Origin of the sequence: Micromonospora rhizosphaerae (assembly GCF_900091465.1) — a bacterium.
GTDB classification, from domain to species: Bacteria; Actinomycetota; Actinomycetes; order Mycobacteriales; family Micromonosporaceae; genus Micromonospora; species Micromonospora rhizosphaerae.
The window spans coordinates 4,456,250-4,481,821 of the sequence record NZ_FMHV01000002.1 but is presented as its reverse complement, the minus strand read 5'-3'; the positions used below and the strand labels follow the sequence as shown (position 1 = coordinate 4,481,821).

Genomic DNA, 25,572 nt, shown 5'->3' with positions numbered 1-25,572 from the left:
GTCTCGTCGGTCACGGCATCCGTTCGTACGCCGGCAGGGTGAGGAATTCGGCGAAGTCGTCGGCGACGGCGACCTCCATGAACAGCGCCCGCGCCTCGGCGTAGTCGCCCGGCTCGCCGGGCAGCTTCGCGATCTCCTCGTCGGCGATCCGTTCGACCAGCTCGCGGGTGACCCGTCCGCCGGTGTCGTCGAGGGTGACGTCGTTGTGCAGCCACTGCCAGACCTGGCTGCGGGAGATCTCCGCGGTGGCCGCGTCCTCCATCAGGTTGTAGATGGCCACCGCGCCGGAGCCGCGCAGCCAGCTGGTCAGGTACTGCACGCCGACGCTGACCGCGTTGCGCAGCCCCGCCTCGGTGTGCTGCCCGGGGGTGGACCGGACGTCGAGCAGCTCGGCGGCGGTGACCCGCACCTCGTCGCGGGTGCGGTCGAGCTGGTTCGGCCGGTCGCCGAGGATCTGGTCGAAGACCTCCCGGCAGATCGGCACCAGATCCGGATGGGCGACCCAGGAGCCGTCGAAGCCGTCGCCCGCCTCGCGGGTCTTGTCGTCGCGGACCTTCGCCAGGGCGGTCTCGGTGACCTCGGGGTCGCGCCGGCTGGGGATGAAGGCGGCCATGCCGCCGATGGCGTGCGCCCCGCGCCGGTGGCAGGTCCGCACCAGCAGCTCGGTGTACGCGCGCATGAACGGCACGGTCATGGTCACCGAGTTGCGGTCGGGCAGCAGGAAGTCCGCACCCCGGGTGCGGAACTTCTTGATCACGCTGAACATGTAGTCCCACCGGCCGGCGTTCAGCCCGGCGGAGTGCTCGCGCAGCTCGTAGAGGATCTCGTCCATCTCGAACGCGGCCGGGAAGGTCTCGATCAGCACGGTGGCCCGGATGGTGCCGCGCGGGATGCCGAGCCGTTCCTGGGCGACCAGGAACACGTCGTTCCACAGTCGAGCCTCGAGGTGGCTCTCCATCTTGGGCAGGTAGAAGTAGGGCCCGGCGCCCCGGTCGAGCTGCCGGCGGGCGCAGTGGAAGAAGTAGAGCCCGAAGTCGACCAGGCTGCCGGAGGTGCGCTCGCCGTCGACCAGGATGTGCTTCTCGGTGAGGTGCCAGCCGCGCGGCCGGACCACGATGGTGGCCAGTTCGCCGTCGTTGAGCGCGTAATGCTTGCCCTCCGGCGAGGTGAAGTCGAGCTTGCGCTCGATGGCGTCACGCAGATTGAGCTGGCCGGAGATCACGTTCTCCCAGCGCGGGGTGTTGGCGTCCTCGTGGTCGGCCAGCCACACCTTCGCCCCGGAGTTGAGCGCGTTGATGGTCATCTTGGCGTCGGTCGGACCGGTGATCTCCACCCGGCGGTCGACCAGACCCGGCGCGGGTTCGGCGACCCGCCAGTCGGACTCGCGGACCTCCCGGGTCTCGGGCAGGAAGTCCAGCAGCGCGCCGTCGGCGAGCTCGGCCGCCCGTCGCCTGCGACGGTCGAGCAGTTCGCGCCGGCGGGCGTCGAACCGGCGGTGCAGATCGGCGAGAAACTCCAGCGCGTCGGGGGTGAGGATCTCGTCGTACCGGGGGTGGATCGGTCCCGTGACCTCGACGCCGGCGGGGTTGGTCATCGGCTCGCTCCTCACCGCGATATGTGTGGCGATCTATCCGGTGGTGCTCCTGCCGACTGTAGTTCTCGCTGATTGGGGCCGAAACCTGAGCGACGGCACAGCCGCCGGGAGCGGTCGGTGCGGTGCGGCGAGCGGTGCCCGACAGGCGGCGAGCGGCACCACGGCCGCCGGCAACCGGAACCGGACAGGCGACGCAGGCGCGGCCCACGTACCAGGCGTTACCGGCGTCGGTGGCCGGGCATGTCCGCAGGTCCCTTGCGCGAGGGGGAACACCGGACGGCAACGAAAATTTCTCATTTTCGCCGGATCGGCACCCCAACCCTCCTAGTGTTGGCCACACCGGTGCGAGTCACGGAGTTGGCCACCCGAACGACGTCCCACGCAGTCTGCGGACGAAAAGTGAGGGAAGACGCGTATGAAGGCACAGAAAGTTCTCGGATCGGCAGCAGTCGGCGTGGGCCTCGGCACACTCCTGCTCCCGGCCGCCGCGCTCGCCGACACCACCGTCTCACCAGCCACCACCCCGGTCGGCGGCACGGTCGTCCTCACCACCACGACCTGCAACCCGAAGTCGGGTGACGCCATCTTCCGGGTCACCGGGCCGAACCGGGACCAGAACGTCCGGTCCACCACCGCCGCGGCGGGCGGCGGGTTGAGCGCCGAGCTCTTCACCGCCGGATTCACCCTGGGCACCTACACGGTCACGACGACCTGCGGCGACGGCAGCTCCGGCGGCACCGCCCAGTTCACCGTCACGCCGATCGGCGGCGCCCAGGCCGGCGCCGGCGGCAAGGACGGCGACGCCGGGTTGCTCGTCGCGGGCGGCGCGCTCGCCGCCGGCGCCGTGGCCGGTGGGGCGTACGCGCTGGTCCGCCGTCGGCGCCGCGCCTCCGCCGTCGCCTGAGGCGTCGACACACCACCCCTCTGCGCGGGTGCCCGCGCCGGCGCGACCGGTGCGGGCACCTCGCCCACCCCGGACGGAGGTGCGAAGCTGTCGCAGCAGTGCAACCCCGAGGGCAGGTCCGCAAAGTCGCGGACGGCGGCGGTGGTCGCCGCGGTGACCCTGAGCGGTGCGACCGGGGCCGGACTGGTCGCCGCCGGCCTGGGCACCACGTCGACCCGGCCACCGCAGCCGGAGGCCTCGGCCACCCCGACCGTCGAACGGTCCGGTGCGCCGGGGCCCTTGCTCCCCCGCTCGCAACCGCTGCGGATCACCATCCCCAGGATCGGCGTCCGGGCGGAGATCGTGCCGGTCGCCACCGACAGCGACGGCGCGCTCGAGGTGCCGCCGCTGGACCGGGCCGAGCTGGCCGGCTGGTACCGCCGCGGCCCCACTCCCGGCGAGGCCGGCAATGCGGTGCTGGTCGGGCACGTCGACACACAGGACGGCCCGGCCGCCTTCTTCGACCTCGGCCGGCTCCGACCCGGCGACACCATCCGGGTCACCCGCGCGGACGGCCGGGTCGCCCGGTTCACCGTGGACGACGTCGGGGCGTACCCGAAGGAGCGCTTCCCCACCGAGCGGGTGTACGGCGGCGGCCCGGAGGCCCGGCTGCGGCTGATCACCTGCGGCGGCCGGTTCAATCCCCGCACCGGCAACTACCCGGACAACATCGTCGTCTTCGCCACCGCCGCCGGCTGAGCGGGTCGGGCGGCACGCCCGCGCCCGCCGGCCGTACGGTAGGCCGTCAGTTCCCGGCGGGCGGAGGTGCGCGGTGGACCACTCGGCGGTTCGGACCTGGCGGGGTCCGCGGCTTTCCGCTCTGCTCGATCGCCTGCTGGGCCGACTCGTCGACCCCACGCCGGAACCCGCCGCCCGACCGTCCAACCCGGACGCGGTGGTGGACTGCGCGGTCTACGTCAACGGTAGACGCGAGCCGGGTCGCCCACACTACGCCGACGCGTACGCTCGCAGCCGCCGCAACCGGCGGTCCTTCGTCTGGCTGGGCCTGCACGACCCGGGTCCGGCGGTGATGGCGGCGGTGGGCCGGACCTTCGGGTTGGACGAGTTGAGGGTCGAGCAGGCCCTCGCCGACGGGCACCGCCCCACTCTTCAGCAGCAGGGCGGGATCACCCTGCTGGTGCTGCGCACCGCGAGCTACGTCGAGCACACCGAGCTGACCGACACCTCCGAGGTGATCGACACCGGCGACGTGATGGTCTTCCTCGGCGACCGTTTCGTGATCACTGTCCGACACGGGGCGGCCGGCGCGCTGGCCTCGGTCCGGGACGACATCCAGCGCCGGCCCGGCGTGCTGGCCGAGGGGCCGTGGGCGGTGGCGTACGCGGTCTGCGCCCGGATGGTGGAGCTCTACCTGGAGGTGTCCGGGCACCTGGAGCGGGACCTGGAACGCGTCGAGGAGAGTGTCTTCGCCCGCGACCGCAGCGCCGACATCCAGCACATCTATCAGCTCAAGCGGGAGGTGGTGGAGTTCAAGCGGGCGGTGCTGCCGTTGCAGACCCCGCTGCGGACGCTGACCGAGCAGCCGGCCGGCGGACCGCCGCCGGCGCTGCACCGCTGGTTCGTGGCCGTGGAAGGGCGGCTGACCCGGGCGGTGGACCGGATCGGCGCGTACGACGAGCTGCTCAACTCGATCCTGCAGTCCCGGCTGGCGCAGCTCGCCGTCGACCAGAACAACGACATGCGCAAGATCGCCGCGTGGGCGGCCATTGCGGCCACACAGACCGCCGTGGCGGGCATCTACGGCATGAACTTCGCCTACATGCCCGAGCTGAGCTTTCGGTACGGCTACCCGGCGGCGCTGCTGCTGATGGCCCTGGCCGGGCTCACCCTGTACCGGCTGTTCCGCCGCTCCGGCTGGCTCTGACCCGCCTGAAGAAGCCCGGATACCCTCGCCGGTGTGATGTGGCAGCGGTACGTGGCGATCGGCGACAGCACCACCGAGGGGCTCGACGACCCGGACGGCGACGGCGGCTACCGGGGCTGGGCGGACCGGTTCGCCCTGGCGGTGGCCCGTACGCAGGGCCGCCTCGAGTACGCGAACCTCGCCATCCGCGGTCGGACCACCGCCCGGATCCGGGCCGAGCAGCTGCCGGCCGCGCTGGAACTGGCGCCCGACCTCGCCACCGTGGTGGCCGGGATGAACGACGTGCTCCGGCCGTCGTTCGACGCCGACCGGGTGGCCGAGGACGTCGGCGCGATGCAGCGGGCCCTGGTGGGCCAGGGCGCCACCGTGCTGACCTTCACCCTGCCCGACCCGACGCCGGTGATGCCGCTGGCCCGACCACTGCGCGGCCGGATGGTGGCGCTCAACGCGGCGGTGCGGGCGGTCACCGCGTCGACCGGCGCCACCCTGCTCGACCTGGGCGCTCACCCGGTCGCCTCCGACCCGCGACTGTGGAGCGATGACCGGCTGCACGCCAACAGCGCCGGCCACGAGCGGATCGCGGCCGCCCTGGCGCACACCGCCGGCCTGCCCGGCTACGACGACTCCTGGTCGCACCCGCTGCCGGTGGCCGTGCGTCGGCCACGGCACGAGGTGGTCCGCGCCGAGCTTGCCTGGACCCGGCGGCACCTGCTGCCCTGGCTGGCCCGGCACCTGCGCGGCCGGTCCTCCGGCGACAACCGGGTGGCCAAGCGCCCGGTCCCGCTGCCGGTCGAGCTCCCCTGAGTCGGTCGCGCTCGTGGCGGCACCGGCCCGGCTGAGCCGGTCGCGCCCGTGAGCACCGCCCGATCTGGATACCGCGTTGCCGGTGACCGACGGCGCTGCGCGGGGCGGCGGGCGGGCATAGGTTGGGCGGGTGCGCGTGCCCCTGCTCTCCGGCGCCCTCGCCGCAGCGCTCCTCGCGACGCTCGGCAGTTGTCGGGGCGGTGACGAGGCGTACGTGCCGCTACGCCACCCGTTCCGCGGTGCGACCCTGCTGGTCGACCCCGACAGTCCCGCCGCGGGCTGGCGGCGCGACCACGGCGCCGCCTGGCTGGACCCGATCGCCGGCACCCCGCAGGCGCGCTGGCTGACCGGCCCCGAGGAACTCCCCGGTCTGGCCGGGCTGCTCGCCGCCGCCCGGGCTCGGGACGCGTTGCCGCTGGTGGTGCTTTACCACATCCCGAACCGGGACTGCGCCGGCCCGGACGCCGGCGCCCGAACCGCCGCCGCGTACGCCCGCTTCGTCGACCAGGTGGTCGACGCGCTCGGCGACAGCCGGGCGGCGGTGATCCTCGAACCGGACGCGGTCGCCGCGGACTGCTTCGACGACGCCCGGGCTCGGATGCTCGCGGACGCCGTCCGCGTGCTCGCCGGCGCCGGCCAGTACGTCTACCTCGACGCCGGACATTCCCGCTGGCGCGGTCCGCGACAGACGGCCGAGCGGCTGCGCCACGCGGGCGTCGCCCGGGCGGAGGGCTTCTCGGTCAACGTCTCCAACCGGCAGTCCATCGTCGACAGCCAACGGTGGGGCGTGGCGGTGTCCGACCTGGTGGGCGGCCGGGAGATGGTCATCGACACGTCCCGCAACGGGCTGCCGGCACCGCCGGACGACCAGTGGTGCAACGCCGTCCCGCAGGCCCTGGGCCGGCCGCCCACCACCGATCCCGGGCTGGAGCGGGTGGCCGCGCTGCTGTGGATCAAGAGTCCGGGCGAGTCGGACGGCCCGTGCGGGCGGGGCGAGCCGGACGCCGGCGTCTTCTCCCCGGCGCAGGCCCGTGCCCTGATCGCGGACGCGCCCGGGCTGCCGGCGCCGGCCCGGCAGGCGGCCCGGGACGCCCGGGCGCCGGTCACCTGAGCGTCGCCCCGCTCAGGTGACCGTCGGCTGGGCCGCCACCTCCCCGGTACGGCGAAGCTTCTGCCACCGCAACGCGCCCCCGCTCAACGCGGTGACCACCGAGTGGACCAGGACCAGGTACATCACCTGCCGGTAGACGAACTGCTGCAGTGGCAGCGCCCACAGCGGGCGCAGCGGTTCCCGGTCGAGCCGGAACGCGAGGACCGCGGTGATCACCTGGATGGTCAGGACGGCGAGCCAGGCGACGGCGGCCTCCACCCGGTCGAGGAAGAACAGCCCGTAGACGGCGAAGATGTCCACCACCGGCGCGAGCAGCGGCAGCAGCACCGAGAACAAGGCGATGAACGGTAGGCCCCGCCGGCCGAACCGACCGGACGGACCGCGCTCGATCAACGCCCGCCGGTGCCGCCAGAGCGCCTGCATGGTGCCGTAGCTCCATCGGTAGCGCTGCCGCCAGAGCTGCGGCAGCGTACTCGGCGCCTCGGTCCGGGCCACCGCCGTCTCCTCGTACACCACCCGCCAGCCGGCGCGGTGGAGTCCCATGGTGAGGTCGGTGTCCTCGGCCAGGGTGGCCCGGCTCAGGCCACCGGCGGCGTGCACCGCCTCGCGGCGGAAAGCGCCGAGGGCACCCGGGACGGTGGGCATGCAGTGCAGCGAGTCGTAGAGCCGCCGGTCGAGGCTGAAGCCGATGACGTACTCGATGTGCTGCCACCGGCCGATCAGCCGGCGGCGGTTGCCGACCTTGACGTTGCCGGCGACCGCGCCGATCCCGGGATCCGCGAAGGGCTGCACCAGGCGGTGGATCGCGTCCGGTTCGACGACGGTGTCCGCGTCGACCATGACCAGCAGGTCGTGCCGGGCCAGGGCGACGCCGGCATTGAGCGCGGCGGCCTTGCCGCCGCGCGGCACTCGGGCTACTCGGACGTTGGCCAGCCCGAGCAGCTCCACCTCCTCGGCGGTGCCGTCGGCGGACTCGTCGTCGACGACCAGCACCTCGATCTCGGGATGGGTCCCGCTGGCCAGGCTGCGCACCGTCCCGGCGATCGTCTCCCGTTCGTTGTGGGCGGGCACGATCACCGTGACCGGATCGTTCATCCGGCCGCCCCACGACCAGTTCGGTGCCCGCCGGCGACGGGCGTGTCGCAGGGCGTACCCGAAGAGCAGCAGGGTGCGGGCCAGGGTGAGCAGGCCAACGACGATCAGCAGCAGCCAGAGACCGCGCACCGTGCCGTCGGCGATCCGCACCGCCCAGACGAGCAGTCCACCGCGGATCTTCTCCCCGGTGCTGGCGGAGGCGGCGGCGGACCAGCCGAGCCCGTCGGAGACCGTGGTGAAGCGGTAGCCCCGGGCCTGCATCTCAGGGATGAAGCGGTCCAGGGCGGCCACCGTCTGGGAGCGGTCGCCGCCGCTGTCGTGAAGCAGAACGATAGCTCCCTGGTTGCCCTTAGGGGTGGAGTTGCGGACGATGGCGTCCGTGCCCGGCCGGGCCCAGTCCCGGCTGTCGGTGTCTTCGAAGACGGAGACGTACCCCCACCGGGCGGAGTCCCGGATGATCGGCCAGTCCGAGTCGTCCACCGCGTCTACTCCGCTGGAGTACGGCAGCCGGGCCAGGGGCGCGCGGACGCCGGTGGTGTACCCGATGACCGCCTCGGTCTGGGAATACTCCAGCCGGCGCCGCCACGACGGCACGTTAGTCAGCTCTGGGTGGGTGAAGGTGTGGATACCCAGCTCGTGGCCCTCGCGCACCATTCGTCGGCTGATCTCCGGGTACCGGCTCACCTGGGAGCCGAGCACGAAGAACGTGGCCGGCACTTTGTGCCGGCTCAGCGTGTCCAGGACCTTGGGCGTCCACACCGGATCAGGGCCGTCGTCGAAGGTGAGCGCGATTGTGTTCGCCGGCATCTGCCGCGTGTCGAGCCGCCCGCTGCGCAGGTCGACGACCGTGCCGCCGGCACGGACGGTCGCAGGCACCGACGAGGCGCTCTCCGGGCCCCTGCGCTGGCTGTCGGGAGTGAACCGGGCATTCGCGTACGCCCCGACGGCCAGCACGTTGGCCAGGATGAAGGTCGCCATGGCGGCGAACAGCCACCGTCGGCGGTTGCGGCGGCGCCACGGCCTGTCCGGTTCCGGCGGACCGACCTCGCCGGTCCGCCGCCCCCCACGCCAGACGCCCATCAGCCGGGCGCCTGCAGGCCCAGGGCGTCCGCGCCCTGGCTGATCCAGAGGGCGACCAGCAGGAGCAGGGCCAGTACGATCACGGCGCACGCGAGCCGGCGGAGCTTGCGTGCACGGCGGCCGGACCGGTCCACGAAGATCGCCGCGGTCAAGTCCGGCGCCTGGAGCATCTCGGTGGCGTCGTCGACGGGCTGTTCCCTGACGGACGGTTCCGGCGGTGCCGCGACGCCCCGGGCCACGGCGCGGTCTGGAGAGGACATGTCGGCGATCCGACCGGCGGCGCCCTCGATGAGCGCCGCGCCAGCGGCTGCCTCCATTGCAGACGCGGCCGCCGCGGGAACCTCCGTGTCGGCGGGCGCTGGCGCGACCCCCCGGACGACGACGTCGGCAGCGGGCTTGGCCACCCCTCGGGCGACCGAGTCCCCGTCGGAGCGCGACCGTCTGCGTCGTTTCCGAGCGGGAACCGGCTTTCTGCCGACATAGCGCTTGCTCATGTCCTTCACGCTACGGAGAGGAACCACTCGCCGCATGATCAGCTAGCTGTTTCGGTGCCGATTGTGATCAGCGGGACACGGCTGCCGGAGATCGGCCACGCGCAGGACTTTCAAGCAGAACGAGGAGACGGGGGCCGGCGGACTTCGCCGCCGCCGTGACCGTGCCGTTGGCGTGTTCCCGTCACGCGGAGGTCCGGTTTGAGCCGCCCGATCGGGTCACGGTTCACCGCTCGATCGGCCGACGGGTGCGCGCCCGCTTCAGCTCGAAGAACCCGTCGGTGCCGGAGACCAGCAGCACGCCGTCCCAGAGCCGGCCCGCCTCCTCACCGCGCGGGATCGGGGCCACCACGGGTCCAAAGAAGGCGTTGCACGCTCCGGCGTGGTCGGTGACGTGGATGGTGGGGGTGCCCAGGTCCTCGCCCACCGGCTCCAGTCCGGCGTGGTGACTGGCCAGCAGCGCCTCGTCGTGGTCCGTCGACTCGGCCGCGTCGGCCAACTCGAGGGGCAGGCCGACCTCGGTCAACGCCGCGACGTACAGTTCCCGGGCGATCGGTGCGCGGTCGTAGTGGATCCGGGTGCCGAGCGCGGTGTACAGGTCGCGCAGCACCTCGTTGCCGAACTTCTGCTCGGCCGCGACGGCGACCCGGACCGGACCCATGCCCGGCTTCAGCCATTCCCGGTACCACTCCTCCAGCCCGTCGCGCCCCTCGTTGAGCACGGCCAGGCTCATCACGTGGAACCGGACCCGCACGTCGCGGACCCGCTCCACCTCCAGCAGCCAGCGGGAGGCGTTCCAGGCCCACGGGCAGCGCGGGTCGAACCACATGTCGGCGGTAGTCATGGTCGTCTCGTTCCTTCCGGAGAGCGGATGCGCCTCACGGTAGGCGGACGGATCGGCCCCGTCAGAGTGCCGATCCGTGGCGGATTCAATGGGCCAATCTGCCGCTGGACGACCATGCGAAGACGGGCCGGGACTCCGGTCAGGGAGCCCCGGCCCGTCGGCGACGCGTCGGGTCACATGGTCTGGTGCCCGTGCGCGTCTTCGCTGCTCCCGGCCGCGTGCGACTTGCCGGGGGCGCGGGGCACACTGTTGACCGTCGAGGTGTCGTACGCGAACGTGATGACCGCGGTGGCGATGGCGTCGCTGTTGACGTCCAGGGCCGTCGTGCTCACGTTCCCGTACAGGGCGTTGCCGGCGAGTTGGCCATAGAGGGTCGCGTCGGCGCCGTCGGCGACCGGCGTAAGGCTGTCGCAGGCCTGGTGGTAGCAGGGGTCGTACGACTTGCCGGCCACACCGCCGACGAGCGCCGCCTCCGCGGCCGTCTTCACGCCCTCCGCGCCGGTGAAGAGCCCGCCGGCCGGAATGCCGACCCCGGGGGCGATGAACGGCCCGTAGTCCGACCGGCCGGTGAAGTCCGCCGGCACGGTGGGCAGGCCCCTGGAGGCGAAGAACGCCTCGAACACGTCCTCGATCTGCGCGGAGCCGGCCGGGCCGGGGCCCGAACCCGAGGCCGCGGAGTCGTCACCGTCGTAGATGCCGTAGACGTAGTTCGGCGAGCCGATCATGTCGAAGTTCAGGTACAGGGCGATGTCGGCCCGCTGAGCCGGCGACAGCGTGTTGACGTAGTGGTTGGAGCCGAGCAGGCCCCCCTCCTCCGCGCCCCACCAGGCGAACCGGACCGCGTTGTTCGGCTTCACCTTCGCCATCTGCAACGCGACCTCCAGGATGGCGGCGCTGCCGGTGCCGTTGTCATTGAACCCCGGTCCCTCCGGCACCGAGTCCAGGTGCGCCCCGGCCATCACCACGTTGTCGGTGCGGCCCTCGCGGGACTGCGCGATCACGTTCTCTGTGCTGCGCACCTCAGAGGTGGTGTCCGCGGTGATCCGGACGGTCAGGCCGGCGGTCGAGGCCAACTCGACCCCCTTGGCGAACGAGACCGACACGACCGGGATGCCCACCGGGCCGCCGAGCGTGCCGGCGAACAGGGCGAACCGGTCCGGGTTGTTCGCCGGCGTGCCGTTGCCCTGGTTCATGATGATCGCCCCGACCGCGCCGGCGGCCCTGGCGTTGGTCGCCTTCTGACCGAACGAACACTCGCCGCGCTGCATGAGCGCGACCTTGCCGGTCAGGTTGAGCCCGGTGAAGTCCCCGGGCTGGCATCCTGAGCTGGAGGTGGCCGGATTGGCCAGGGCGAGGTCGACGGGGACCACCCCACCCGTGACGTCCCCCGCCGCCGAGTAATCCATGAGGTCGTAGTCGACCCCGTCGACGTAGGTGGTCGGGTTCGGCGCCACCTGGGCGAAGGACGAGCCGAACTCCTCGTAGAAGGGGAACTGGAAGGGCTGCCGGGTGACCTGGTAACCGGCCTCCGCCAGCTTTCCGGCCACGTAGTCGGCGCTGGCCGTGAAGCCAGAAGTGCCGGAGGCGCGGGTGCCGTCATGGGCGTCCGCGATCGCCTGGAAGGCGTCGAGGTGCCGGAGCACGCCCTGCACCGTGACGGCCTTGGTGAGTGTGTCGACGGAGTTGTTGGTGGGGTCGGCCTGGACGGGACCGACGAGGGTCATCGACCCGACGACGGCGCCGACGGCCATGCCGGCGAGGGTTTTCCGGGGAGACACCACGATGTGCCGCACCTCCTTGGTGACGAGGGACCCCGGCGCACCGGCCTCGTACGCCAGTTCCCCGCAATGTAGACGCAGGTAGCGGGCATGGGAACCGTCCACATGGGTTGAACTGCGGATATCCGTGTTGCTTTCCGCCAAGGGTCTAGCGATACCTGGAAATATTTGGCAGTGTGACGGCCACGTACCTGGTCGTGACCCAGCACGACGCAGCCGATGTCAGGGGAAGTGCATGCGTAGACCAGCCCGGTTCCGATCACTCGTCGTCGTGGGGGCGGCCGTCCTGCTCGCCACGATGTCCGCTCCCGCCCAGGCGCACGAGCCGTGGGACGACGGGTCCGTCCCGCCGCCCCCGCCGAGCAGCCCGGCCGACGGCTACAGCCGCAACATGCACCTGCTCTCGACCGCCGCCCACACCGGCGGCGTCAACTCCGACCTCGCCTTCTCCGGCGACCTGGTCTTCGCCGGCCACTACGGCGGCTTCCGGATCATCGACATCTCCGAGCCGGGCGAGCCGGTCGAGCTGGCCGACGTGCACTGCAACGGGCCGCAGGGCGACGTCTCAGTCTGGGGTGACCTGCTGTTCCTGTCGGTGGACACGCCGCAGAGCACGCCGGGCTGCGAGGGGTCCCGCAACGTCACCGCGGCCACGCCGGGCGCCTGGGAGGGCGTACGGGTCTTCGACGTCAGCGACCCGAGCGCGCCGCGGTTCCTCCAGGCGATCCGGACCGACTGCGGCTCGCACACCCACACCCTGGTACCCCGCGAGGACGGCGGCACCTACATCTACGTCGCGTCGTACCCGTTGAGCGCCAGCAACATCGGCCCGGACTGCCGGGCGCCGTTCGAGCGGATCTCGGTGATCGACGTCCCGGGTGGCGACGCCGCCGCCGGTCTCGCCGCGAAGGTCGTCGCGGAGCCCACGGTCAAGGGGATCGACCTCTTCTCCGGCGCGTCCGGTGACTTCTTCGCCTGCCACGACATCCAGGTGCTGACCCCGCGTAAGCTCGCCGCCGCAGCCTGCCTGTCGCAGGGGCAGCTCTGGGACATCAGCGACCCGCTGGCGCCCCGGGTGACCGCGAACATCGACACGCCGGACGTGGACATCTGGCACAGCGCGGCGTTCACCCACGACGGGAAGCACGTCACCTTCGGCGACGAGTACTTCGGGCCGGCGAAGGAGCCGTTCGGGGCGATCTGGACGTACGCGGTCGACGACCCCGGCACGCCGCTGAGCCACCTGCGCATCCCGCGCGCCGAGCCGAGCACCTACCACAACTTCAACTACGTGCCGGTGGCCGGCCGCAACATTCTGGTCTCCTCCGCCTATGGCTCGGGGACCTCCGTGGTCGACCTGACCGACCCGAGCAACCCCAGGGAGATCGGCTACTACGACATGCGGTCCAACCAGTGGTCGACGTACTGGTACAACGGCCTGATCGTGGCCAACGACATCTCCCGGGGCGTGGACGTGCTCCGGTTCAGCGGCCCCGAGACGGCCGGGGCCAGGAAACTGCCGATGCTCAACCCGCAGACCCAGACGTTCCTCCTCGGCTGACGGGTGCCCGGCGGGCGGGGGCGGCCACCGTCCCCGCCCGCCACCGTCCCCGCGCGGGGAGTTGGCCCGATCCGGCTGGACGGCGTCGTCCGCTCAAGGGCTGTTCAGCAGCCGCTCGCGCTCCGCCTCGACGACCGCCAACCGAGCGCTCAGCTCGGCCGCCCGGTCCCCGAGCCGACGGCGCAGCCGCGAGACCGTCGCCAGCGATCGCTCAGCCGCGCCCTGCGCCCGCTCGACGCGCCGCATCACCGCGAGGTCGGTGATGATGTTGTCCAGCCAGATGTCCGTGAACCTGGTCAGGTCACCGAGCTCCAGCGATGGTGCGTGCGGCGCCTCGCCGGGCACGTCGGCCAGTTCGGTCCGCAGCAGGGTCGGCCGCCCGGAGCGCCTCGGTCACCTCCCGCTGCTCCCCGGCCAGGCGCCCCCGCTCGTCGGCCAGCTCCAACAGCCGGGTCCGGCGCGGATCGTCGGTCCCGGCGAGCTCGCGTTCCCGTTCGTTGAGCAGCATCTCGTAGACGCGGCGGGCCTCGACCAGCCGGGTCTGCCGGGCCCGCGCCTTGGCCCGTTCCGCTCGCAACGCGGCAAGCCGCTGCTCCGCCTCCGTCACCCGGTACCGGACTGCCTCGGCCTCGGCCCGTTCCCGAGCCAGCTCGTCGTCGCGAGCGCCGCGCAGCGAGGCGACCAGCCGGCCCAGGGTGAGCCCCGCCAGCCGGTGGACGTCGGCCTGCTCAGCGTCGAGCCGAGCGCGCAACGCGCGCAACTCGTCCTCGGCGGCGCCGACCCGCCGCTGCAGCTCCGCCACCCGCCGGGTGGTCAGTTCGTGCTCGCGGAGCGCCGCCGCGGCGGCGGCCAACCGTTCCTCTATGTCATCGCCCATGCCGCCATTGCACTACGGTCCGGCAACACGCCGCGAGTCGGCAAGCGCCGCGACGACGAGCGACAGAAGGCCCGCGACAACCGGTGGTGAGCCCTCGTGTTTGAGCGGCGGGGGCAGTGTTTGAGCGGCGGGGGCAGGGGAAGACAGGCGCCGCGTGCCCGTCGGCCCGACGCCGCCGGCCGGTGCCCGCGCCCCTGCGGCGGCACCGCCCGCACGGCCGCGGCGGCAGATCCCCGAGGAGGAACGACGATGGCGGACTCGTCGAGGGCCAGCACCAACGCCCGGAAGGCGACCGGGACCCGCAAGGCACCGTTGAACCGGAAAGCGGCGGCGAAGAAGGTCGCGGCCGCCACAAAGCGGGGCACCGGGGCGAGCGCTGCGAGGACCCCGGGCGAGAAGCCGAAGCCGACGACGGCGCGGGTGGCCCGGAAAACGGACACTTCCGCCACCGCGGCCCCCGCCGGCAAGGCGACCGTCAAGGCGACCGCCGCCAAGGCACCTGGCACGAAGGCCGCGGCAGCGAAGAAGGCCCCGGCCAAGAAGGCCGCGGCGAAGATGGCCCCGGCCACTAAGACCGCGGCGAAGCGGGCGCCGACCAAGGAGGCCCCGGCGAAGAAGGCGACCACCATGGAGTCGTTCGAGCGGCGGCGGACGGCCCGCCGGCCCACCCGCGGCCCGGGGGTGCGCGGGGCTGGTCGCCCCGCTCGCTGAGCACCTCGGCAAGAATGACCGCGTGACGAAGCGCGGTGCCCGCCGGAGCGCGGCCGAGGATCCGAACCTGCCCTGCCCCTGCGGATCCGGCCTGCCGTACGCGCAGTGCTGCGGCCCGCTGCACCGGGGCGAGTCGACCGCCGCGACCGCCGAGGCGCTCATGCGCTCCCGGTTCAGCGCCTTCGCCGTCGGTGACGCCGACTACCTGCTGCGCAGCTGGCACTCCTCGACCCGGCCGGCGCGGCTGCGGCTGGACCCGGGGCAGCGGTGGACCGGTCTGGAGATCCTCGGGACCGACCGGGGCGGCCTCTTCGACACCGCCGGCACGGTGCGGTTCCGCGCCCACTACCGCGAGGCGGGCCGGCCGGGCGTGCAGGAGGAGCACAGCCGCTTCGTCCGCGAGGACGGCCGCTGGGTCTACCTGGACGCCGTGCCCGAGTGAGGACCACCGCGACCGGCCCGAGGCCGGGCCGGCCGCGCCCAGCTACTACCTACCGACCGCAGACCGCACTCCGCGCCGGCAGACCGAGCCGGGTGACCGCCGCCGCCACCAGCTCGTCCGGCGGCAGCGTCACGTCCAGCACGACCCCGGACTCGTCCGGTTCCAGGTGCTCCAGGATGGCCCGCTGGGAGTCGAGCAGGCTCGCCGGCATGTAGTGCCCGGCGCGCCGGGTCAACCGGTCCCGGATCAGCTCGGCCGACCCGGCCAGGTGGACGAACTCCACCTCCGGCGGGCCCTGGCGGAGCACGTCGCGGTAGGACCGCTTCAACGCCGAGCAGGTCAACACCGTGGACACGCCCTCGGCGTGCCGGGCGGCCATCCAGGCCGCCAGCTCGCCCAGCCAGGGCCAGCGCGCCGCGTCGTCCAGCGGCACGCCGGAGCGCATCCGCGCCACGTTGGCCTCGGAGTGGAACTCGTCCGCCTCGGCGAACCGCAGCCCGGTCAGCTCACCGATCCCCCGGGCCACCGTCGTCTTGCCCGCGCCCGACACGCCCATCACCACGATGTGCCGGGTGGGCCGCCGGTCACCAGTCATGGACGGTGCCGTCCTTGAGCCGGTTGAACGGCAGGTACGCCGGCACGTACGGGAACCGGGCGGCGGCCTCCTCGTCGAGCTGCACGCCGAGGCCGGGCTGCTCTCCCGGATGCAGGTAGCCGTCGGTGAAGGTGAACGACTGCCGGAACACCTCGTTGGTCAGCGCGCCGTGCTGCATGTACTCCTGGATGCCGAAGTTGTGGATGGCCAGGTCGAGGTGGAGCGCGGCGGCCATGCCCACCGGCGAGATGTCCGTCGGGCCGTGGATGCCGGACTTGATCTGGTACTGCGCGGCGAAGTCGAGCAGCTTCCGCATCGCGGTGATGCCCCCGGTGTGGGTGACCGCGGACCGGACGTAGTCGATCAGTTGTTCCCGGATCAGGGTCTGGTAGTCCCAGACGGTGTTGAAGACCTCGCCGATGGCCAGCGGCGTGGTGGTGTGCTGGCGGACCAGGCGCAGCGCGTCCTGGTTCTCCGCCGGGGTGCAGTCCTCCAGCCAGAACAGGTCGTACGGTTCGAGGGCCTTGCCGAGCTTGGCGGCCTGGATCGGCGTCATCCGGTGGTGCCCGTCGTGCAGCAGCGGCAGCTCCGGGCCGAACTCGTTGCGGACCGCCTCGAAGACGCCGGGCAGGTGCCGCAGGTACGCGCGGGTGTCCCAGTCCTCCTCGGCGGGCAGCGGGGTGCGCTGGGCCGGCTCGTAGTCGTACCGCATGCCGTCGACGCTGGGCTGCGCCGCCACCCCGTAGACGGCGTTGATGCCGGGCACCGAGGTCTGCACCCGGATCGACCGGTAGCCGAGCTCGAGGTGCCGGCGGATCGAGTCGAACAGCTCGGGCAGGTCCCGCCCGGAAGCGTGGCCGTACGCCATGATCCCGGTCCGCGACGCACCGCCCAGCAGCTGGTAGAGCGGCATCCCGGCGGCCTTGGCCTTGATGTCCCACAACGCGACGTCCACGGCGGCGATGGCGGCCATGGTGACCGGTCCCCGCCGCCAGTACGCCGAGCGGTAGAGGAACTGCCAGGTGTCCTCGATCCGGTGCGGGTCCCGCCCGATCAGCAGTGGGACGACGTGGTCAGCCAGATAGGAGGCGACGGACAGCTCCCGCCCGTTGAGGGTGCCGTCCCCCAGGCCGGTGAGGCCCTCGTCCGTGGTGATCTTCAAGGTGACGAAGTTCCGGTCGGGACTGGAGACGATCACGTCCGCTGCGATGATCTTCACGCAGGTGCCTTTCTTGCAGGTGGTGCTCAGCGAAGGGTGCTGCCGGGCTGCAGGTCGTCGAGGAGGGACAGTTCGTCACGGCGCGGCAGGGCCTCCCAGTCGCCGTGACCGGCGACCGCGAAGGCGCCGAGGGTGACCGCGCGGCGCAGCCGCCCGGCCAGGTCGAGTCCGTCGAGATGACCGGAGAGGTAGCCGGCGGTGAAGGCGTCGCCCGCGCCGACGGTGTCGACCGCGGTGACGGGCAGCGCCGCCGCCTCCCGGACCCCGTCGCGGGTGTACGCCCGGGCGCCGTCCGCGCCGAGTGTGACCAGCACGGTCTCCACCCCGCGGTCAAGCAGAGCGGCCACCACGGCCGGCTCGTCCGCGCCGGGCTCGCCGACGAGTTCGAGCTCGTCTTCCGAGGCGACGACGACCGAGGCGTACCCGGCGAGCGGGGTGAGCACCGCGCGGGCGGCGTCCCGGGTCCAGAGCCGCGCCCGGTGGTTGACGTCGAGGCAGACCAGCGCCCCGGACCGGGACGCGGTCTCGGCCGCCCACCGGGTGGCCTCGCGGGCGCTGTCGGAGAGCGCCGGGGTGATGCCGGTCAGGTGCAGCACGTGGGCGCCGGCGGCCAGGGCCGGGCGCAGGTCCTCGACCGACAGCGCCGAGCCGGCGGATCCGGCCCGGTGGTAGCGCACCCGGGTCAGGTCGGCGGTGCGCCGTTCCAGGAACATCAGCCCGGCGGGCCGCTCGGGATCGCGGGTCACGTGGTCGACGCCGACGCCCTCGGCGCGCAGCTCGCGCAGCACGTATCCGCCGAGCTCGTCCTCGCTGACCCGGCCGGCCCAGGCCGTCCGGTGGCCGAGCCGGGCCAGCCCGATCGCCACGTTGGCCTCGGCGCCGGCCAGGTGCATGGTCAGGGCGCCGCCGGCGGCCAGCGGCCCGGCCGCCCGCAGCGACACCAGCGCCTCGCCGAAGGTGAGCAGGTCGAGCCCGGTCATGACGTCGCGGCCCGGTAGGCCCGGGCCCGCTCCCGCAGCGCGTCCAGGTCACCGCCGGACGCCGCGTCACCGACCAACGGACCACCGACGCCGACGGCGATCGCGCCGGCGGCCAGGTAACCGGGCAGCTCCGCCAGGCCCACCCCGCCGACCGCGACGAACGGGATGTCCGGGAACGGGTCACGCAGCGCCTTCAGGTACGCCGGCCCGCCCAGCGACGCCGGGAAGAGCTTCACCACGGCCGCGCCCGCGTTGACGGCCGCGTACGCCTCCGTGGGGGTGAGCGCCCCGGCGGCGACCGGGAGTCCGCGGCGGACCGCCTCGGGGATGGAGTCGACGACGGCCGGGGTGACGACGAACTGCGCGCCGGCCGCCGCCACGTCGGCGACAGCGGCCGGGGTGAGCACCGTTCCGGCGCCGACCAGCGATCCGGCCGGCGCCGCCGCCCGGATCGCGGCGATGGCGTCGAGCGCGCCGGGCGTGGTCAGGGCCACCTCCACCACGCGTACGCCCTCGGCCAGCAGGGCGGTGCCGGTGGCGATGGCAGCGGCGGTGTCGGTGCCCCGGATGACCGCCAGCAGGCGGGTGGCGGCGAGTTCGCCGGTGAGGTCGAGGGTCATCGTCACCATTCCGCGTAGGAGCCGTCGAGGTGTCGCCACATCGGGCTGCGCCAGGCGTGGCCGTGTTTGTCGGCGGCGCGGATCGCCTGCTCGTCGACCTCGATGCCCAGGCCGGGCGCGGTGAGCCGCTCGACGTGTCCGTCCACGAAGGTCAGCGGGGTCTTGTCGAGGCAGTAGTCGAGCACCTCGGCGCCGAGGTTGTAGTGGATGCCGATGCTCTGTTCCTGGATCAGGTAGTTCGGCGTGGCGAACCCGACCTGCAGGCAGGCCGCGAGGGCGATCGGGCCGAGCGGGCAGTGCGGGGCGAGTTGCACGTCGTAGACCTCGGCGAGCGCGGCGATCTTGCGTACCTCGGTGATGCCGCCGGCGTGCGAGACGTCCGGCTGGGCGACCGCGATGCCGGCCTGGAAGACGGGCAGGAACTCCTGCCGGCTGTAGAGCCGCTCCCCCGTCGACACCGGGGTGGTGGTCGACCGGACGAAGTCGCCGATCAGGTGGGAGTTCTCCGGGACGACCGGCTCCTCCAGGAACAGCGGCCGGTACGGCTCCAGCAGCGGCGCGACCCGCCGGGCGTTGGCCAGGGTGAACCGGCCGTGGAAGTCGACGGCGACGTCGCGATTGTCGCCGAGCACCTCGCGGGCGGCGGCCACCCGGGCGACGACGCCGTCCAGGTCGGCCACCGAGGCGATCGGCTTCATCCGCCCCGAGGCGTTCATCTTGACCGCGGTCAACCCCGCCGCGACCTGGGCGGCGATGTGGTCGCGGACCTCGCTGGGCTCGTCGCCGCCGACCCAGCCGTAGACCCGGATCCGGTCCCGCACCGGGCCGCCGAGCAGTTGGTGCACCGGGGCGCCGAAGTGCTTCCCGGCGATGTCCCACAGCGCCTGGTCGAGCCCGGACACCGCGCTGGCCAGGATGGGGCCGCCGCGGTAGAACGAGCCCTTCGTCATGACCTGCCAGTGATCCTCGATCCGCAGCGCGTCCCGCCCGATCAGCAGCTCGCCGAGCTGCTCGACGGCGGTGCGGACGGTCTCCGAACGCCCCTCGCAGGTGGCCTCGCCCCAGCCGACGACCCCGGAGGCGGTCTCGACGCGGACGAAGAGCCACCGGGGCGCGACGAGGAAGGTTTCGATGCGCGCGATAGTCGTCATGATGTCCTCAGCCCTTCGTCGCGCCGGCGGTGAGCCCGGAGACCACGTACTTCTGCACGAACAGGGCGATCAGCATGATCGGCAGGGTGACCACGGTGGCCGCGGCCATCAGCCCGCCCCAGTCGATGCTGGCGTAGCCGACGAAGTCGAAGATCGCCACGGGCAGGGTCTTGGTGTCGGCGCCGGAGAGCACCAGGGCGAACATGAAGTTGTTCCAGGAGAAGATGAAGGACAGGATCCCGGCGGTGGCGATGCCCGGCACGGACAGCGGAAGGGTGATCCGGCGGAACGCGCCGATGTGGGTCAGCCCGTCGACCAGCGCCGCCTCCTCGAGCTCCTCCGGCAGGCCGTCGAAGTAGCCCATCATGATGTAGACCACCAGCGGCAGCGACACGAACATGTGGCTGAGGATCAGCACACTGAAGCCGCCGACCATCTTCAGGTTGGAGAAGACGTAGTACCAGGGCACCAGCAGCGAGACGCCGGGGATGACCCGGGCCATCAGCACCACCAGTGCGGACTTCTTCATGTTGAACCGGCTCATCGAGTACGCGGCCGGCACGCCGAGGATCAGCGATGCCACGGTGGCGGCGAAGGCCACCCAGAGGCTGTTGCCGATGAACTGGACGTAGTTCGCCTGCTTGAGCACCTTGGCGTAGTTGTCCATGGTGGGCGAGAAGACCAGCGCCCTGCCCGTGTCGTAGATGTCCACGTTGGTCTTGAACGACGCGGCGATCATCCAGAACAGCGGCGCGAGCAGCGACAGCACCACGACGGCGAGCGCCACCACCCGGAACACCCGGTACGCGGGACGGGGCTTCATCGCTGGGCCTCCTTGCGCCGGGCGGTCAGGGCCCACATCGACCCGATGATGATCAGGAAGAAGATGATGAGGACGGTCGAGGAGACGCCGTACTCGTTGTAGTCGAAGCTGAGGCCGTAGGCGTACACGTTGAGGGTCTCCACCTCGTGGAACGATCCACCGCCGCGGCCCTTGGTGGCGTAGAGGATGTCGAAGGTCTTCAGCGCGTCGATCCCGCGCAGCAGGATCGCCACGATCACCGTGGGCATCAGCAGCGGCAGGGTGACGTGCCGGAAGCGTTGCCACGTGCTGGCCCCGTCGATCCGCGCGGCCTCCTGCGGCTCGTCGGAGAGTGAGGTCAGCCCGGCGAGCAGGATCAGCACCACCATCGGCGTCCACTGCCAGATGTCGATGAAGATCGTGGTGGGCAGCGCGGTGTGCTGGCCGGCGAGCCACGGCTGGGGCCCGATGCCGACCCAGCCGAGCATCTGGTTGGCCATGCCGATGTTCGGGTCGAAGATGAGCCGCCACATCATGCCGACGGCGACCGGGGTGGCGACCAGGGGCATCAGGATGGCGACCCGGACCCACTTCTGCCCCCGGAACGGCCGCCACAGCAGCAGCGCGACGGCCATCCCGAGGACCACCTCGAAGAGCAGCGCGACGACGGTGAACGCGGCGGTCCGCCCCACCGCCGGCCAGAACCGGTCGGTGTCGGAGAGGACGTCGAGGTAGTTCTGGAAGCCGACGAACTCGGACTCGGCCCGGACCGACCCCTCGGCGTCGGTCAGGCTGAGGTAGCCGGTCCAGGCCAGCGGGAAGACGATCAACACCGCGACGAAGGCCATCGCCGGCGCCGCGAAGAGCCACTTGCGGTGGTCGTTGGCCCAGCGCGCCCAGGCGGGCGTGTCGGGGGTGGCCGGGGCGCTGCGGGACGCCTCGGTGGAGGTGACGGTTGCCATGAGATCTCCGGGGTGGGCGGGCCGGACGGGGTGACGGGGTGGTGGAGCCGTCCGGCTCCACCACCCCGCGCTCGGCTTACTTGGCCTCGTCGTCCAGGAACTTCTGGAACGCGGCGTTGGCCGTGTCGGCCGCGGCCGCCGCGTCCTTGCCGGTGATCGCGTCGACGATCGGCTGGCCGACGATCTCGCGGGCCTCGGGGACCTTCACGACCAGCGGCCGGTCGTGGCCCACGCCGTCCTTGGTGCTGGCGGCGATGGCCTCGACCAGGTCCTTCGGGTAGGTCGCGGTGCCCTCCGGGTTGGCCCAGACCGAGGTACGGGCGCTCGGCACGCCGGCCTTCTGCTGGGCGAGCGTCTGCTCCTTGCCGGTGGCCCACTCGATGAACTTCCAGGCGTTGCTCTTGTTCTCCGAGCTGGAGTTGATGCCCAGCGCCCACGAGGGGATGTTGTACGGCTTCGAACCGGCCGGGCCGGCCGGGAACGGCGCGAAGCCGACGGTGTCGGACACCTTGGACTTGGCCGGGTCGGTGGCGTTCTTGTAGAGCGAGTTGGCCTCGGTGTAGAAGGCGGCCTTGCCCTGGGTGAAGATGGCCATCGCCTCGGGCCAGCTCATGTCGGTGCTGACGTTCGCCGGACCGTTGTCCTTGATCAGCCCGCCGTAGAAGGCGTACGCCTGCTTGGCGGCGTCGCTGTTGACGGTGGCCTTGCCGCTGCCGTCGACGAAGTCGCCGCCGAAGCTGTAGAGGAAGCTGGAGAACTGGGTGACCGCCGGCGACTTGCCGGTACGGGCGACGAAGCCCGCGACGCCCGGCTGGGCGGCCTTGATCTTGGCGGCCGCGGCCTTGAGCTCGTCGAGGGTCTTCGGCGGGGCGCTCAGTCCGGCCTTGGCGAGCAGGTCCTTGCGGTAGTAGAGGACCTCCTGCTCGGTGATGATCGGGACGCCGACCGGCTTGCCCTCGTACGAGGTCGCCTCCACCGGGCCGGACTGGAAGTCAGCGAAGTCCCAGTCCTTGTTGGACTTCACCTGGTCCGACAGGTCCTCGAGGTACTTGTTCTTGGCGAACAGCTTCCCCTCCTGCAAGGGGCGGTACATCATCACGTCGAGGTCGCTGGAGCCGGCGTTCAGCTTGACGTTGTACTGGTCGGAGAGCTGGTCCTCGCCGAGCTGAGTGAGCTCGACCTTGAGCCCGGTCTGCTTCTCGAACTCGGGCAGGGCCTTCTTGATGTTCTCCGTCCACACGTGATTTGCCAGGGTCACCCGGACCGTCTTCGAAGCGCTGCTGTCGTCGCCACCGCCGCCGCAGGCGGACAGGCCCATGGCGACAACCACAGCCAGAGAAGTGCCGATTATCGATCGACGCCGCACGTCCATCTCTCCTTCTGTCGTGGCCGCCACCTCGGGGGAAGAGCGCCACACCGGTGTAACGTCTGCTTAACGCCCGGATGTTAGGGCTAAAAAGCTGACTTATTCAAGAGCTGATCTTCAACTGATATGCTCCAACGCGTGGATCAGTCCTCTCCAGGGGCCGCGCCCGCCCAGCACGCCCCTGCCGAGGCCGGGCTGCACGCACGCGTCCTCGACCACCTCGGCACCGCCATCTGCGGCGGCGAGATGGTCGCGGGTTCGGTTCTCAACATCGACGACCTGGTCGACCGGTACGCGGTCTCCCGCTCGGTGATCCGCGAGGTCCTGCGGGTGCTCGCGGCCATGGGTCTCATCGAGACCCGCCGCCGGGTCGGGGTGCTTATCCGACCGGCCGAGGCGTGGAACGTCTTCGATCCGCAGGTGATCCGCTGGCGACTCGCCTCGGCCGGTCGGATGGCGCAGATGCGCTCGATCACCGAGCTGCGGACCGCGGTCGAACCGCACGCCGCCTGGCTGGCCGCCAGTCGGGTCGACCACGACGAGGCGAGCGACCTGGTCGGGCTCGCCGCCAAGATGTGGGCCGCCGGGAAGGCCGGGGACGAGGAGCGCTTCCTCAGCCTCGACATCGAGTTCCACCGGCGAGTCCTGGCCGCCTCCGGCAACGAGATGTTCGTCAAGCTGCAGCAGATCGTCGCCGAGGTGCTCACCGGCCGGCACCACTACCACCTGATGCCGCACTACCCGGACGAGCAGGCCCTGCAACTGCACGCGGACGTCGCGCAGGCGATCCAGCGGCGCGACGGCGACCGGGCCCGCGAGGCCATGGTGCGGATCATGGAGCAGGCCTTCAACGAGATGAAGTCGATGTGGGAGCAGACCGCAGAGCCGGATCACGGCTCAACCGGTTCGTGAGCTGACCTCTCCTGTTCGGAGCAGGTACCGGCGTAGAGTGATGCCCGGCGCAGTCCTGCGCCTCACCTCCTGCCCGGCGCTCACGCCGCCGGCCTCGCGGAGGCCGGTTCGTCGTATGGCGTACGCCCGGCGCCCGTGGGTACGCGGGCCGGATGCAGATCGGCGAGGTCTCCCGGGTCTACCACCAAGAAACCAACCAGGGCCCCCGGCGCCGGCCCCGGCCGGTCGAGGGGTTCGTCCCGATGGATCCGGCCAACCGGCCCCTACCCTTCAAGCGGTACCCCCAGGCACGGCTCCGCGCCCTCCCCAGGGACCTGCCCCCGACGGGGGCGCCGGCAGCCGCGGCGCTGTCCGGACGGGTACCGCCCACCGAGGCCGCCGTGGATCTCGACCTCCTCGCCCGGCTGCTCTACTTCTCCGCCGGGGTGATCCGGACGACCGCCGGCACCGGCGACCCGCTCTGGTTCCGCGCGGCCCCGTCCGCCGGCAACCTCCACCCGCTCGAGGTGTACGTGGTGGCCGGCGACGTAGCGGGGCTGGATTCGGGGCTCTACCACTTCGCGCCGGACGTGTTCGGCCTGGAGGCGCTGGCGGAGGGCGATTCCCGGGCGGCACTGGCCGAGGCCGTCGCCGACGGTGCGGCCGCGGCCAGCCCGCTCAGCCTCGTCATCACCGGTATGCCGTGGCGGACGGCGTGGAAGTACGGCGAACGCGGATGGCGGCACGTGTACTGGGACTCCGGGACGTTGCTGGCCAACCTGCTGGCGGTCGCCGAGGGTCATCGGCTGCCCGTGGAGGTACGGCTCGGATTCGTCGACGTCGCGGTGTGCCGCCTGCTCGGCATCGACGGCGTGGCGGAGTTCCCGGTCGCGGCGATCACCCTCGGTCGTCCGACGGCTCCCACCCCGGCGGGCCCCGCCGGCCCGACCCGGCCGTCGTTCGCGGCAACGGACCTCTCCCCGCCGCCAGTCGCGTTCCCGCTGACCACCCGCGTGCAACAGGCCGGCGAGCTGACCACGGCCGAGGAGGTGGTCGCCTGGCGGGCGCGTACGGTCGCCGGGCTGTCCCGTTCCTCGGAGAGCGCGGATCCGCCGGCCACGGCCGGCAGCGAGCCGATCGAGGCGCTGATCCTGCGGCGCGGCTCGACCCGCCGGATGCGCCGGCAGGCCGCGCCCGCCGAGCTGCTTAAGTGGGCGCTGGCGGTCGCCACCCGGCACGTCCCCGTCGACGCCGTCCCGGCGGGGACCTCGCTGCTCACCCACGAGGTCGGGGTCCATGCCGTCCGGGGCATGGACCCGGGCCTGTACCACCGGGCCGATCGGGGGCTGCGGCTGGACCGGGCGGCGCCGGAGGCGGAGGTACGACGCCTGAGCGAGCACCTCTGCCTGGACCAGCCGCTCGGCGGCGACTCGGCGTACACCGACTTCGCCTGCGCCGACCCGAACCGGGTGCTCACCGGGTATGGCGACCGGGGGTATCGGGTCGCCCAGCTCGAGGCGGGTGTGGCCGCCGGGCGCCTGCAACTGGCCGCGTTCGCCCTCGGGTGCGGCGGCACCGGCCTCACCTTCTACGACGAGGAGATCCGCGAAGCGTTCGCCACCCCCGCCGCCTGCATGCTCGCGGTCTCGATCGGCGTGCCCGCCTACCGGGCGAAGCCGGGCGGCCCACCCGGCCGGCCGACGCGCATCACCGGCTGACCGGACGCTGTAGCTTGCCGACCGGGGCCTGGGCTCCCCCGGCGCGGAGCCC

The 25,572-nt window shown here is 72.2% G+C and carries 25 protein-coding genes; 10 read left to right on the top strand and 15 right to left on the bottom strand.

The features are described from left to right. Positions 1-10 precede the first annotated feature (10 nt). Positions 11-1,594, bottom strand: a complete 1,584-nt coding sequence (aceB, locus tag GA0070624_RS20965; RefSeq protein ID WP_091343651.1) for a malate synthase A — start codon at positions 1,592-1,594, stop codon at positions 11-13. Positions 1,595-2,048: 454 nt separating this feature from the next. Here aceB and GA0070624_RS20960 point away from each other — a divergent pair, with 454 nt between their 5' ends. The 5 genes from GA0070624_RS20960 (at position 2,049) to GA0070624_RS20940 (ending at position 6,337) form a co-directional block, all read left to right on the top strand. Continuing rightward, a complete protein-coding gene (locus GA0070624_RS20960) occupies positions 2,049-2,498 on the top strand; it encodes a hypothetical protein (RefSeq protein ID WP_245718909.1) in 450 nt (149 codons plus the stop codon). A 153-nt stretch (positions 2,499-2,651) separates the two neighbouring features. Continuing rightward, the gene (locus GA0070624_RS20955) at positions 2,652-3,236 is read left to right on the top strand and encodes a class F sortase (RefSeq protein WP_245718908.1); all 585 of its coding nucleotides are present in this window, start codon (positions 2,652-2,654) and stop codon (positions 3,234-3,236) included. A 73-nt stretch (positions 3,237-3,309) separates the two neighbouring features. Then, complete coding sequence (locus GA0070624_RS20950) at positions 3,310-4,422, top strand: magnesium and cobalt transport protein CorA (protein WP_091343645.1); 1,113 nt, start codon at positions 3,310-3,312, stop codon at positions 4,420-4,422. Between the two features lie 36 nt (positions 4,423-4,458). After that, positions 4,459-5,226: an SGNH/GDSL hydrolase family protein gene (locus tag GA0070624_RS20945; protein WP_091343643.1), complete on the top strand. Its 768-nt coding sequence runs from the start codon at positions 4,459-4,461 to the stop codon at positions 5,224-5,226. 130 nt (positions 5,227-5,356) lie between these two features. Next, positions 5,357-6,337: a glycoside hydrolase family 6 protein gene (locus GA0070624_RS20940; protein ID WP_091343641.1), complete on the top strand. Its 981-nt coding sequence runs from the start codon at positions 5,357-5,359 to the stop codon at positions 6,335-6,337. 12 nt (positions 6,338-6,349) lie between these two features. Here the strand turns inward: GA0070624_RS20940 and GA0070624_RS20935 are convergent, their stop codons facing one another. The 4 genes from GA0070624_RS20935 to GA0070624_RS36920 all read right to left on the bottom strand — a co-directional run bounded on the left by GA0070624_RS20935 (position 6,350) and on the right by GA0070624_RS36920 (position 11,730). Beyond that, positions 6,350-8,512, bottom strand: a complete 2,163-nt coding sequence (locus tag GA0070624_RS20935; protein WP_091343639.1) for a bifunctional polysaccharide deacetylase/glycosyltransferase family 2 protein — start codon at positions 8,510-8,512, stop codon at positions 6,350-6,352. Next, positions 8,512-8,772: a hypothetical protein gene (locus tag GA0070624_RS20930; RefSeq protein WP_141715117.1), complete on the bottom strand. Its 261-nt coding sequence runs from the start codon at positions 8,770-8,772 to the stop codon at positions 8,512-8,514. The genes GA0070624_RS20935 and GA0070624_RS20930 overlap by 1 nt, the downstream gene beginning before the upstream one ends. 457 nt (positions 8,773-9,229) lie before the next feature. Then, on the bottom strand, positions 9,230-9,847 hold the full coding sequence (locus GA0070624_RS20925) for a mycothiol-dependent nitroreductase Rv2466c family protein (RefSeq protein ID WP_091343635.1): 618 nt from the start codon (positions 9,845-9,847) through the stop codon (positions 9,230-9,232). Between the two features lie 173 nt (positions 9,848-10,020). Beyond that, a complete protein-coding gene (locus GA0070624_RS36920) occupies positions 10,021-11,730 on the bottom strand; it encodes a M28 family metallopeptidase (protein WP_091343633.1) in 1,710 nt (569 codons plus the stop codon). Positions 11,731-11,860: 130 nt separating this feature from the next. Between GA0070624_RS36920 and GA0070624_RS20915 the strand changes: the two genes are divergently transcribed. Beyond that, positions 11,861-13,186: an LVIVD repeat-containing protein gene (locus GA0070624_RS20915; RefSeq protein WP_141715116.1), complete on the top strand. Its 1,326-nt coding sequence runs from the start codon at positions 11,861-11,863 to the stop codon at positions 13,184-13,186. A gap of 93 nt (positions 13,187-13,279) precedes the next feature. On the opposite strand, the gene GA0070624_RS20910 is transcribed toward GA0070624_RS20915, so the two are convergent. Both GA0070624_RS20910 and GA0070624_RS20905 read right to left on the bottom strand, forming a co-directional pair. Continuing rightward, positions 13,280-13,531 (bottom strand): hypothetical protein, encoded by a 252-nt coding sequence (locus GA0070624_RS20910; protein ID WP_091343629.1) that lies wholly within the window; start codon positions 13,529-13,531, stop codon positions 13,280-13,282. After that, positions 13,488-14,063 (bottom strand): hypothetical protein, encoded by a 576-nt coding sequence (locus GA0070624_RS20905; RefSeq protein ID WP_141715115.1) that lies wholly within the window; start codon positions 14,061-14,063, stop codon positions 13,488-13,490. Before GA0070624_RS20905 ends, GA0070624_RS20910 begins: the two co-directional genes overlap by 44 nt. Positions 14,064-14,312: 249 nt before the next feature. Here GA0070624_RS20905 and GA0070624_RS34905 point away from each other — a divergent pair, with 249 nt between their 5' ends. Continuing rightward, positions 14,313-14,774 (top strand): hypothetical protein, encoded by a 462-nt coding sequence (locus GA0070624_RS34905; protein WP_176731803.1) that lies wholly within the window; start codon positions 14,313-14,315, stop codon positions 14,772-14,774. 22 nt (positions 14,775-14,796) lie between these two features. Then, entirely contained in the window at positions 14,797-15,216 is a 420-nt protein-coding gene (locus tag GA0070624_RS20895) for a YchJ family protein (RefSeq protein WP_091343623.1), read from the top strand. 49 nt (positions 15,217-15,265) lie between these two features. On the opposite strand, the gene GA0070624_RS20890 is transcribed toward GA0070624_RS20895, so the two are convergent. From GA0070624_RS20890 to GA0070624_RS20855, 8 genes are all read right to left on the bottom strand, one after another. Then, the gene (locus GA0070624_RS20890) at positions 15,266-15,811 is read right to left on the bottom strand and encodes a gluconokinase (protein ID WP_091343621.1); all 546 of its coding nucleotides are present in this window, start codon (positions 15,809-15,811) and stop codon (positions 15,266-15,268) included. Next, positions 15,801-17,030: a D-mannonate dehydratase ManD gene (gene manD, locus GA0070624_RS20885; RefSeq protein WP_091343619.1), complete on the bottom strand. Its 1,230-nt coding sequence runs from the start codon at positions 17,028-17,030 to the stop codon at positions 15,801-15,803. Before manD ends, GA0070624_RS20890 begins: the two co-directional genes overlap by 11 nt. 26 nt (positions 17,031-17,056) lie before the next feature. Next, a complete protein-coding gene (locus GA0070624_RS20880; protein ID WP_091343616.1) occupies positions 17,057-18,010 on the bottom strand; it encodes a sugar kinase in 954 nt (317 codons plus the stop codon). After that, entirely contained in the window at positions 18,007-18,630 is a 624-nt protein-coding gene (locus GA0070624_RS20875; protein ID WP_245718907.1) for a bifunctional 4-hydroxy-2-oxoglutarate aldolase/2-dehydro-3-deoxy-phosphogluconate aldolase, read from the bottom strand. The genes GA0070624_RS20880 and GA0070624_RS20875 overlap by 4 nt, the downstream gene beginning before the upstream one ends. 2 nt (positions 18,631-18,632) lie before the next feature. Next, complete coding sequence (dgoD, locus tag GA0070624_RS20870; RefSeq protein WP_091343613.1) at positions 18,633-19,781, bottom strand: galactonate dehydratase; 1,149 nt, start codon at positions 19,779-19,781, stop codon at positions 18,633-18,635. Between the two features lie 7 nt (positions 19,782-19,788). Further along, positions 19,789-20,604 (bottom strand): carbohydrate ABC transporter permease, encoded by an 816-nt coding sequence (locus GA0070624_RS20865; RefSeq protein ID WP_091343612.1) that lies wholly within the window; start codon positions 20,602-20,604, stop codon positions 19,789-19,791. Continuing rightward, a complete protein-coding gene (locus tag GA0070624_RS20860; protein ID WP_091343610.1) occupies positions 20,601-21,545 on the bottom strand; it encodes a carbohydrate ABC transporter permease in 945 nt (314 codons plus the stop codon). Before GA0070624_RS20860 ends, GA0070624_RS20865 begins: the two co-directional genes overlap by 4 nt. 76 nt (positions 21,546-21,621) lie before the next feature. Next, complete coding sequence (locus GA0070624_RS20855; protein WP_245718906.1) at positions 21,622-22,863, bottom strand: ABC transporter substrate-binding protein; 1,242 nt, start codon at positions 22,861-22,863, stop codon at positions 21,622-21,624. Between the two features lie 186 nt (positions 22,864-23,049). Between GA0070624_RS20855 and GA0070624_RS20850 the strand changes: the two genes are divergently transcribed. Both GA0070624_RS20850 and GA0070624_RS20845 read left to right on the top strand, forming a co-directional pair. Next, positions 23,050-23,823 (top strand): FadR/GntR family transcriptional regulator, encoded by a 774-nt coding sequence (locus GA0070624_RS20850; RefSeq protein WP_245718905.1) that lies wholly within the window; start codon positions 23,050-23,052, stop codon positions 23,821-23,823. Positions 23,824-23,975: 152 nt separating this feature from the next. Beyond that, positions 23,976-25,520, top strand: a complete 1,545-nt coding sequence (locus GA0070624_RS20845; protein ID WP_091343603.1) for a SagB family peptide dehydrogenase — start codon at positions 23,976-23,978, stop codon at positions 25,518-25,520. The last annotated feature ends 52 nt before the right edge of the window (positions 25,521-25,572 follow it).

Coding starts and splice junctions, on each gene's coding strand:
- aceB (WP_091343651.1), bottom strand. CDS start 1,594: ATGACCAACCCCGCCGGCGTCGAGGTCACGGGACCGATCCACCCCCGG.
- GA0070624_RS20945 (WP_091343643.1), top strand. CDS start 4,459: ATGTGGCAGCGGTACGTGGCGATCGGCGACAGCACCACCGAGGGGCTC.
- GA0070624_RS20935 (WP_091343639.1), bottom strand. CDS start 8,512: ATGGGCGTCTGGCGTGGGGGGCGGCGGACCGGCGAGGTCGGTCCGCCG.
- GA0070624_RS20930 (WP_141715117.1), bottom strand. CDS start 8,772: ATGTCCTCTCCAGACCGCGCCGTGGCCCGGGGCGTCGCGGCACCGCCG.
- GA0070624_RS20925 (WP_091343635.1), bottom strand. CDS start 9,847: ATGACTACCGCCGACATGTGGTTCGACCCGCGCTGCCCGTGGGCCTGG.
- GA0070624_RS20915 (WP_141715116.1), top strand. CDS start 11,861: ATGCGTAGACCAGCCCGGTTCCGATCACTCGTCGTCGTGGGGGCGGCC.
- GA0070624_RS20905 (WP_141715115.1), bottom strand. CDS start 14,063: ATGGGCGATGACATAGAGGAACGGTTGGCCGCCGCCGCGGCGGCGCTC.
- GA0070624_RS34905 (WP_176731803.1), top strand. CDS start 14,313: ATGGCGGACTCGTCGAGGGCCAGCACCAACGCCCGGAAGGCGACCGGG.
- GA0070624_RS20890 (WP_091343621.1), bottom strand. CDS start 15,811: ATGACTGGTGACCGGCGGCCCACCCGGCACATCGTGGTGATGGGCGTG.
- GA0070624_RS20880 (WP_091343616.1), bottom strand. CDS start 18,010: ATGACCGGGCTCGACCTGCTCACCTTCGGCGAGGCGCTGGTGTCGCTG.
- GA0070624_RS20875 (WP_245718907.1), bottom strand. CDS start 18,630: ATGACCCTCGACCTCACCGGCGAACTCGCCGCCACCCGCCTGCTGGCG.
- dgoD (WP_091343613.1), bottom strand. CDS start 19,781: ATGACGACTATCGCGCGCATCGAAACCTTCCTCGTCGCGCCCCGGTGG.
- GA0070624_RS20865 (WP_091343612.1), bottom strand. CDS start 20,604: ATGAAGCCCCGTCCCGCGTACCGGGTGTTCCGGGTGGTGGCGCTCGCC.
- GA0070624_RS20860 (WP_091343610.1), bottom strand. CDS start 21,545: ATGGCAACCGTCACCTCCACCGAGGCGTCCCGCAGCGCCCCGGCCACC.
- GA0070624_RS20855 (WP_245718906.1), bottom strand. CDS start 22,863: ATGGGCCTGTCCGCCTGCGGCGGCGGTGGCGACGACAGCAGCGCTTCG.
- GA0070624_RS20845 (WP_091343603.1), top strand. CDS start 23,976: ATGCAGATCGGCGAGGTCTCCCGGGTCTACCACCAAGAAACCAACCAG.